The sequence below is a fragment of the Streptomyces sp. NPDC038213 genome, assembly GCF_055600495.1.
In genome coordinates, this window is sequence record NZ_JBVJYM010000031.1 from 82,892 (window position 1) to 91,443 (window position 8,552).

The following is an 8,552-nucleotide window of genomic DNA, read 5'->3' on the forward strand; positions in this document are numbered from 1 at the left end:
CGCGGGACCGGCCGGGACGACCGGAAGCGAGGTGGAGCATCCCCCGCCACCGCCGCACAGATGGAACGAAAGCCGGAATGTCGCACGTATGTCAGCGGTTCGGCCCAGCGCGGCACCCCGTCCGGCGCACCAGCGGCCCCGACAGCCCGTCAGTACCCGTACGCCAAAACCGTTTCCAACGGATTCCCCCGGCGCGGGGACACGCCCCTACCCGAACGGCTCCCCCGGGCGGGCGACATCCTTCCCCCACACGCCAGTCATTGCCCGGCGTCAACCCCCGTGATACACAGAGTCACCTCACGGGCCCCCGAACCGCACGGATCGGACCCATAGGCAAAGAGTGCCGCCAAGTCGACATACGAGCGCGGTTTCATCAGCGAAGATAGTGCGTGACCCCTGCCGACGGGCACGGGCTACCGGAACTACCCGACTGGGGCGGTGAGTTACATGATCCTGGCAGCCGAAAAGGGCGATATCACCACCATCATCGGCGGAATCGCTCCGAACTGGGGGCCGTTCGGCAACCTCGGCAACGAGGCGAAGGTCATGATCGAAGTGGTCATGGCCGTGGCGATCCTGCTGTGCCTGGGCATCGCCATCTGGGGCGCCGCCAAGCAGCGCATCGGCGCCACCGCGCTGCGCGACACCTTCAGCGCGGAGCAGGGCAAGGGACTCATCGTCGCCGGGCTGACCGGCGTCTTCATCATCGGTTCCCTCGGCACCCTCTTCACCATCGTGTACGGAATGGCGGTCTGAGCCTCACCGCCTGCCCGCCGTCGGCCCCCTGAGGTTGCGCTTCCTGATGACGACTCACCACACCGCGTCCGCGCGGCACCCGGCACGGCTACCGTCGTACGACGCAGGACTGCACACGGCTGAGGGGGCGGACGCGGCATGAGCCACGACGACGGGTACGGGTACGAGGACGACGGCGCCAGACGCGTCGGCGGCACCGGACAGACCCGTACGCGCCTCCCGGAGCCGGCGGGCGGCGAGCCGTACACCGCGGCGCGGCGGCCCGCCCGGGCCTCCCGGGGGCTGGTCACCGTGGTCGGAGTCGTCGTCCTGCTGATCGCCGCCATCGCCTTCGCCAACCAGGGCGGCGACACCCCGTCCGACGGCGGCACCCCCGCCGACGACGCCCCGCGCGCCACCACCACCGCCCCCACGGGCACCCGCCCCGTCGACCCCGGCACCGGCCCGGTCCCCACGGGCCACCCCCGGACGGAACAGGGCGCCCAGTCGGCAGCGGCGAACTACGCGGTGGCACTGGGCTCGGACGCGATGTTCGACCGGGAGCGGCGGCAGGAGATCGTCGCCGCGGCCTACCTGCCCGACGTGGCAGCGGCCCGCCAGGCCGACCTCGACCGCGTCTACTCCAACGAGTCCTTCCTGACCGGAATCGGTCTGCAGCCCGACGGCAAGGCCCCCAAGGGCCTCGTCTTCATCTCCCGCACGAACCCTGTCGGCAGCAAGGTGGAGAAGTACGGCGGCGGCACCGCCAGCGTCTCCGTCTGGTACTCGTCCCTGTTCGGCCTGGCCGGGGAGGGCTCGAAGAACCCCGTCTCCGCGAGCTGGTACACGAACACCTTCGAGCTCCGGTGGATCAACGGCGGCTGGAGGATCTCCTCGTTCACGCAGAAGGACGGGCCCACCCCGGTCGGCCGCGACCAGGCCGCCTCCTCCGCACAAGAGATGGCCGACGCCGTGTCACAGTTCGGAGGCTTCACGTATGCGCGCTAGCCGCCTCGCCGCAGTCACCTCTGCCCTCGCAGCCGTCCAAACCGCGGCGGTCCTCCTCGCCACCCGCGTCTACGCCGCTCCGACGCCGACCCCGACCGCTCCCGGTGCGACGCCGTCACCCGGCGCCTCGAACCGGCCCCCGGGCAGCCAGCTGCCCGGCAACAACCCCTGCGACCTCATCCGGGGACCGGCCCGCGACTACTGCGAGAACGGCGACTCCGCCGGCTCCCGCCGCAGCGACACCGTCGCCCCCGACCCCACCGACGCCCTCGACCCCCTCTCCTCCCTCGCCCGCGGCTGCGCCGACGCCGCCGCCTGGATCGTCGGCAAGCTCAGCGACGCCGTCACCGGCACGGCCGAGGTCGACTTCACCAACACCGCCTTCCTCCGCCAGTACGCCGTCGTCTTCGCCGCCTCCACGGTCCTGACCCTCGTCCTGTGGCTGCTCGCCGTCGCCAAGCGCGCCATCCGCGGCGTCCCCCTCTCCACCGCCCTCTCCGAGGCCATCGGCTTCCTCTGGCTGACCGTCCTCGCCTCCGCCTTCACCCCGCTGATCCTGTACACCGTGGTCTCCGCCACCGACGGGATCACCGAGGCCATCGCCACCGGCACCGGCGGCCAGACCGACGTGTTCTTCGGCTCCTTCGCCGAGGCCCTCAAGAAGGGCGAGGACATCGGCGGCGGCCCGATCATGCTGATCGTCGTCGCCCTCGTGACCGTGCTCGCCGCCGGAGTGCTCTGGCTCGAGCTCGTCATCCGCGCCGCCCTGCTGTACGTCGGCGCCCTCCTCGGCACCGTCGTCTACGCCGGCCTGGTCGACCGCAACATGTGGGGCCACGTCCGCCGCTGGGCCGGGATCATGATCGCGGTCATCCTCGTCAAACCGGTGATCGTCATCGTCCTGGGCCTCGCCGGAGCCCTCTCCGGGGACAACGGCCCCGACGCCTTCTCCGCCGTCGTCTCAGGACTCGCCATCATCCTCTTGGCGATCTTCGCCTCCGCGATGATCTACCGTTTCGTACCCGGGTTCGGAGACGAGATCGCCTCCGCCCGCACCAACCGCAAGCAGGCGACCGACGGCGCCCAGGCCGCCGCCGTCATCAGCTCCCCGGCCTCCCTGGTCTCCCAGGGCATCAAGACCCACAGCAGCCGGGGCGCCCACCGCGCCGGCGGGGGCGGCGGCGAGGCCCGCCCCGCCAACCCGCTCTCCGGCGGCGTCGCGGCCCACAGCTCCCGCACCACCGGAGCCGGCGGGGGCGGCGGCAGCGCAGCCGCCGCGCCCCCGCCCCGCAGCTCCGGCGTGAGCAGCCCGCACACCAGCAGGAACACCGGCACAGGAACAGGCACAGGCAAGGGAGGTGACGGGCGTTGACGGCCCAGCCGCACCAGATGGCCCACCAGATCCACCAGGCCGCGCCCCGCCGCACGTATCTGATCGGCCGCTCCCGGCCGAACGCGATCGTCGGCAAGAACCGCGAGTCCGGCGAGATCGCCCTCATCATCGCGGGCGCCTTCCTCGGCATGATGAGCGGACTCCTGGTCCCGAACCTGATGCTGCGCATCGTCTCGCTCGTCGGCTTCCCGTTCCTCGCCCTGGCCATGGTCTACGTGCCCTACAAGGGCCGCACCTTCTACAAGTGGTACGAGATCAACCGCAGCTACAAGCGCACCCTGCGCCGCGGCACCACGTACCGCTCCTCCGCCATGGAAGCCGGCACCCGCGCCTCCGACCGCCGCGAGGTCGAGGTCGGCCCGCCCCCCGGCATCGGCCGGATCAGCTGGCTCGCCGCCCCCTTCGGCCCCGACGAGATCGCCGTGCTCCTGCACGCCGACCGCCGGACCGTCACCGCCGCCATCGAGATCGAGGGCCCCGGCGTCGGCCTGCGCGACAGCGAGGACCAGGAGGCCCTCGTCGACCGCTTCGGCACCCTCCTCAAGCACGTGGCCAACGGCGACGGCTTCGTCACCCGCATCCAGATGCTCGCCCGCACCCTGCCCGCCGACCCGGACGCCCACGCCAAGGACGTCGCCCAGCGCGGCGACCACCAGGCCCCCGGCTGGCTGCGCGACTCGTACGAGCAGCTCCAGTCCATGGTGTCCACCTCCTCCGAGCAGCACCGCGCGTACCTCGTCGCCTGTATGCACTACACGCGCGAACTCGCCGCCGAGGCCCACGCCATCGCCCGCGCCTCCGTCCCCCAGAAGGGCCGCAGGCTCGACAAGGACGCCGGACTCGCCGTGGTCATGGCCCGCGAGCTCACCGACATCTGCGCCCGCCTCGCCGAGGCCGACATCCGGGTCCGCCAGCCCCTCGGCCAGGGCCGCCTGGCCTCCCTCGTGCACTCCATGTACGACCCGGACCACCCCATCGACCACATCCAGGCCATGACCAAGCGCAACGCCTGGCCCGCCGAACTGGACGCCGTCGAACCGACCTTCCTCCAGGCCAAGACCCGCGAGTCCTCCACCCGCGCCCCCTGGTGCCACGCCACCGCCTGGGTCAAGGAGTGGCCGATGACCCCCGTCGGGGTCAACTTCCTCGCCCCCCTCCTCGTCCACACCCCCGACGTGATCCGCACCGTCGCCGTCACCATGGACCTGGAGCCCACCGAGGTGGCCATCGAGCGGATGCTCACGGAGAAGACCAACGACGAGGCCGAGGCCTCCCGCGCCGCCAAGATGAACCGCACGGTCGACCCCCGCGACATCGCCGCCCACGGTCGGCTCGACCAGAGGGGTGAAGATCTCGCCAGCGGTGCGGCAGGGGTCAACCTGGTCGGGTACATCACGGTGTCCTCGCGTTCCCCGGAGGCCCTCGCCCGCGACAAGCGGACGATCCGCGCCTCCGCCGGCAAGTCGTACCTGAAGCTCGAGTGGTGCGACCGCGAGCACCACCGCGCCTTCGTCAACACCCTGCCGTTCGCCACCGGCATCCGACGCTAGCTGGAGGGCAGAGCCGCCATGCGAGATCCGCTGTCCGCGCTGACGGACGCCTTCACCAGCTTCCTGTTCGGCAAGGTCGAGACCACCCGCCCGCCCGTCCGCACCTCCACCGGCCAGGCCCAGGCCGTCTACCTCCCGACCGCCGCCCCCGGGCTCGGCGACTCGGGCGTCATCATCGGCCGCGAGGTCTACAGCGGCAAGGGCTACATCTACGACCCCTTCCAGCTGTACGGGCAGCAGCTCCCCGCCCCCCACTGGCTGGTCCTCGGCGAGTCCGGCAACGGCAAGTCCGCCCTGGAGAAGACGTACGTCCTGCGCCAGCTCCGCTTCAAGGACCGCCAGGTCGTCGTCCTCGACGCCCAGGGCGAGGACGGCGTCGGCGAATGGAACCTCATCGCCCAGCAGCTGGGGATAACCCCCATCCGCCTGGACCCCATCGCCGCCAACGACGACGGGATCCGCCTCAACCCCCTCGACCCGGCCATCACCACCACCGGGCAGCTCGCCCTGCTGCGCACCATCATCGAGGTGGCGATGGGCCACGGCCTGGACGAGCGCTCCGGCTTCGCCCTCAAGGTCGCGCACGCCTACGTCAACGAGACCATCCTCGACCGGCAGCCCGTCCTCACCGACATCGTCGAGCAGCTGCGCCACCCGGAGGCCGAATCCGCCGAGGCCATGAACGTCGACATAGACGACGTACGCGCCTGGGGCCTGGACGTGGCCCTGGTGCTGGACCGGCTGGTCGACGGCGACCTGCGGGGCATGTTCGACGGCCCGACCACGGTCGGGATCGACCTCGACGCACCCCTGATCGTCTTCGACCTGTCCCACATCGACCGCAACTCCATCGCCATGCCCATCCTCATGGCGATCGTCGGCGTGTGGCTGGAACACACCTGGATCCGCCCGGACCGGAAGAAACGGATCTTCCTGGTCGAAGAGGCCTGGCACATCATCAACTCGCCCTTCGTCGCCCAGCTGTTCCAGCGGCTGCTGAAGTTCGGCCGGCGCCTCGGCCTGTCCTTCGTCGCGGTGGTCCACCACCTCTCCGACGTGGTCGACGGCGCGGCCGCGAGGGAGGCCGCGGCCATCCTCAAGATGGCCTCCACCCGGACCATCTACGCCCAGAAGGCCGACGAGGCCAGGGCCACGGGACGCGTCCTCGGCCTGCCCCGCTGGGCCGTGGAGATCATCCCGACCCTGACCCCGGGCATCGCGGTCTGGGACGTCAACGGCAATGTCCAGGTGGTCAAACACCTGATCACCGAGGCCGAGCGGCCGCTCGTCTACACGGACCGCGCCATGACGGAGTCCTCGGCCGCCCACGCCGGCGAGCACCACGTACCGGACGACCTGCTGGCAGCCGAACTGGAAGCGGAAGAACGCGCCCTGCTCATCGAACGGCAGCTCAACGGCGAGTCCACGGAATCCACGGTGGCGTGACATGCACGGAGAAAGACCAGCGGACCGCGGCGGAGACGGCGGCGTCCGTCGGGGCGGGGTCCCCGACGGACTGCTCGTCGGACTCCTCGCCTTCCTCCTCGGCCTGACCGTCCTGGTCTGGACGGCGACGGGCCTGTCGGCCCTGTTCGCCCACGGCTCCTGGCCCGCCGGGATCACCTGGACCAACAGCGCCGGAGCCGTCCGCTCCCTGATAGCGCAACCGCACGACATGGCCGCCGCCTGGCCAGCCGCGGACCCGGCGGCCCTGTCGGGCTGGGGGCTGTTCTGGGGGCTCTTCCTCAGCCAGCTCCTGGTCATGTTCGTCCTGACCGTCTTCGCCATCGGGGTCTTCGCCCGTACGAAGGCCCGCCGCGCCCACGCCCGCCAACTCACCCGCGAGCGCGCCCGCGCAGCAGCGGACGCGAAGGCGGCAGCGGCACGCATCCCGGAACCCGCCCCGGAACCGGCCACCGCGCCCGCGCACGTGCCGGTACCCGCGCCCTCACCGGCCCCGGCACCGGCGCCCGTACCCGTACCGGCACCCGCACCGGAGCCCTCGCTCCTGCTCGACCAGCCGAGCCCCACGGCCCACCCGCCCCTCGAAGCCCCGACGGCGGCCCCCCTGCACCACCTCGCGGCCGTCCGGGAGGCACCCGAGGCCCAGGACCCGCCCGCCGCCCTCCGGTACGCCGGACCGGCCGACCGCTTCCGCGCCGCGGCCGCCCGCATCTCCGCGGCCGAGGGCCCCGTCCTGGTCGTGACCTCCTCCCCCGCCCTGTGGGCGGAGACCAAGGACGCCCGCGCCAAACTCGGCCCCGTGCTCCTCTACGACCCGGCGCACCTGTGCGACACCCCGGCCCGGATGCACTGGCACCCCGGCGCCGGCTGCGCCGACCGCGATACCGCCGCGGCCCGGGCCCAGGCCCTGCTGGCCCCCGTACGCCCCCAGTCCCGGCTGGACGCGGCCGTCGCCGACACCGCCGAAACGCTCCTGCGCAGCTGGCTGCACGCGGCCGCCCTGGAGGACCGCCCGTTCAAGCAGGTGCACCGCTGGGCCCTCGGCTCCGGCGCCCACGAGCCGGTACGGATCCTGCGCACCCACCCGAAGGCCGCCCCCGGGCTGGCCGGCGAGCTGGAGAGCGCCCTCACCGCCCACCCCGAGCGCCGCGAGATGGCCCAGGAGCTGACGGCCCGCGCCCTCGGCTGCCTGTCCTCGATCCACATCCGCGAGGCCTGCACCCCGCATCGAACAGACGCGCTGACGCTGGCATCTTTCGCGGACGAAGGGGGGACGCTCTATGTGGTGGGTGAGCCCATCGAGGACCCGCGCAGCAACCCCGGCGCGATGCCCCTGCTCACCGCCCTCGCCTCGCACGTGGTCGAGCACGGCCGCCGCATGGCCGCACGGTCATCCGACGGTCGGCTCGGCCCACCACTGGCGCTGGTGCTGGACGACGTGGCGGCGGTGGCCCCGCTCCCGCAGCTGCCCCGGCTCCTCGCCGAGACCCCTGCGATGCTGCCCCTGCTCGCCCTGTGCCGCAGCCGCGAGCAGGCCCGCTCCCGCTGGCCGGAGGCCTCCCTCCCCGCCGGCTGAGGCCTCCGGCGCCCGCGCCCGTACGCCCTGCCCTACTTCCGCTACTGCGGCTGCTACTGCCCGGTGCCCGGCCGGCCGATCGCCAGCTCCAGCTCCATGGCCCCGTCGCCGCCGGGCATCGGCACGACGCCGCCGGTGGCCGTGAACCCGGACTTCAGGTAGAAGGCCTGGGCCCGCCCGTTGTCCTCGTGGACGAAGAGCCGTACGCGCTCCAGTACGGGCTCCTCCCGCGACCAGGACCAGTCGAGGGCGGCCGCGAACAGGGCCTCCGTCAGCCCGGTGCCGCGGTGCTCGGGGCGTACGTACACGCCCACGAGGTGGCCCTGGTCCACCGCGATCCGCCCCTCGAAGAGGTCGTCAGCGCCGGCCCGCTCCACGAGCACGGTCACGGACCCGTGCCAGCTGCCGTCCGGGGCCTCGGCCACGAACTGCCGGACGGCGTCGCTGTCCGCGGCCCGCCGGGCCCGGTCCTGCCAGAAGGCGTCGTCCCTCGCCTCCGCCTGCTCCACGGTCTCCAGGAAGGCGACCGGGGCCGCGGGGTCCTTCAGGGACTCGATCCGCAGGTCGCGGACCTTCTCCCACTCGTCGGCTCGAATCTGGCGTATCACGTGCTGGTTCATGCCCGGATCCTAGGCAGACCCGGCACGGTCGGTAAACGTGAATAAACCCCCCAGAACGCAGAAAAGCCCCGCACCATAAGGTGCGGGGCTTTCCCAAAAGCCCCGCACCATAAGGTGCGGGGCTTTCCCACAATGATTGTTCGGCGGCGTCCTACTCTCCCACAGGGTCCCCCCTGCAGTACCATCGGCGCTGAAAGGCTTAGCTT

7 protein-coding genes and 1 rRNA gene are annotated in these 8,552 nt (G+C 72.0%); 6 read left to right on the forward strand and 2 right to left on the reverse strand.

Features of this window, described 5'->3' with window-relative positions; genetic code table 11:
• Positions 1-447 precede the first annotated feature (447 nt).
• The 6 genes from ACZ7JZ_RS30175 (at position 448) to ACZ7JZ_RS30200 (ending at position 7,726) form a co-directional block, all read left to right on the forward strand.
• Positions 448-756, forward strand: coding sequence for a hypothetical protein (locus ACZ7JZ_RS30175; protein ID WP_470944886.1), 309 nt, complete (start codon positions 448-450; stop codon positions 754-756).
• Positions 757-894: 138 nt separating this feature from the next.
• Entirely contained in the window at positions 895-1,743 is an 849-nt protein-coding gene (locus ACZ7JZ_RS30180) for a hypothetical protein (protein WP_470944865.1), read from the forward strand.
• Complete coding sequence (locus ACZ7JZ_RS30185) at positions 1,733-3,115, forward strand: hypothetical protein (RefSeq protein ID WP_470944866.1); 1,383 nt, start codon at positions 1,733-1,735, stop codon at positions 3,113-3,115. Before ACZ7JZ_RS30180 ends, ACZ7JZ_RS30185 begins: the two co-directional genes overlap by 11 nt.
• A 17-nt stretch (positions 3,116-3,132) precedes the next feature.
• Positions 3,133-4,686 carry an SCO6880 family protein gene (locus ACZ7JZ_RS30190; RefSeq protein WP_470944888.1) on the forward strand — a complete coding sequence of 518 codons (1,554 nt, stop codon included), beginning with the start codon at positions 3,133-3,135 and terminating at the stop codon, positions 4,684-4,686.
• 18 nt (positions 4,687-4,704) lie between these two features.
• Complete coding sequence (locus ACZ7JZ_RS30195; RefSeq protein WP_470944868.1) at positions 4,705-6,132, forward strand: ATP-binding protein; 1,428 nt, start codon at positions 4,705-4,707, stop codon at positions 6,130-6,132.
• 1 nt (position 6,133) lies between these two features.
• Positions 6,134-7,726, forward strand: coding sequence for a P-loop NTPase family protein (locus ACZ7JZ_RS30200; protein ID WP_470944871.1), 1,593 nt, complete (start codon positions 6,134-6,136; stop codon positions 7,724-7,726).
• A 53-nt stretch (positions 7,727-7,779) separates the two neighbouring features.
• On the opposite strand, the gene ACZ7JZ_RS30205 is transcribed toward ACZ7JZ_RS30200, so the two are convergent.
• Both ACZ7JZ_RS30205 and rrf read right to left on the reverse strand, forming a co-directional pair.
• Positions 7,780-8,346 (reverse strand): GNAT family N-acetyltransferase, encoded by a 567-nt coding sequence (locus tag ACZ7JZ_RS30205; protein WP_470944873.1) that lies wholly within the window; start codon positions 8,344-8,346, stop codon positions 7,780-7,782.
• Between the two features lie 138 nt (positions 8,347-8,484).
• Positions 8,485-8,552, reverse strand: a 5S ribosomal RNA gene (gene rrf / locus ACZ7JZ_RS30210); the annotation flags it as partial.

Bases quoted from the DNA above. Each gene is read 5' to 3' on its own strand.
- ACZ7JZ_RS30190 (WP_470944888.1), top strand. From the start codon at position 3,133: ATGGCCCACCAGATCCACCAGGCCGCGCCCCGCCGCACGTATCTGATC.
- ACZ7JZ_RS30205 (WP_470944873.1), bottom strand. From the start codon at position 8,346: ATGAACCAGCACGTGATACGCCAGATTCGAGCCGACGAGTGGGAGAAG.
- ACZ7JZ_RS30180 (WP_470944865.1), top strand. From the start codon at position 895: ATGAGCCACGACGACGGGTACGGGTACGAGGACGACGGCGCCAGACGC.
- ACZ7JZ_RS30195 (WP_470944868.1), top strand. From the start codon at position 4,705: ATGCGAGATCCGCTGTCCGCGCTGACGGACGCCTTCACCAGCTTCCTG.
- ACZ7JZ_RS30200 (WP_470944871.1), top strand. From the start codon at position 6,134: ATGCACGGAGAAAGACCAGCGGACCGCGGCGGAGACGGCGGCGTCCGT.
- ACZ7JZ_RS30175 (WP_470944886.1), top strand. From the start codon at position 448: ATGATCCTGGCAGCCGAAAAGGGCGATATCACCACCATCATCGGCGGA.
- ACZ7JZ_RS30185 (WP_470944866.1), top strand. From the start codon at position 1,733: ATGCGCGCTAGCCGCCTCGCCGCAGTCACCTCTGCCCTCGCAGCCGTC.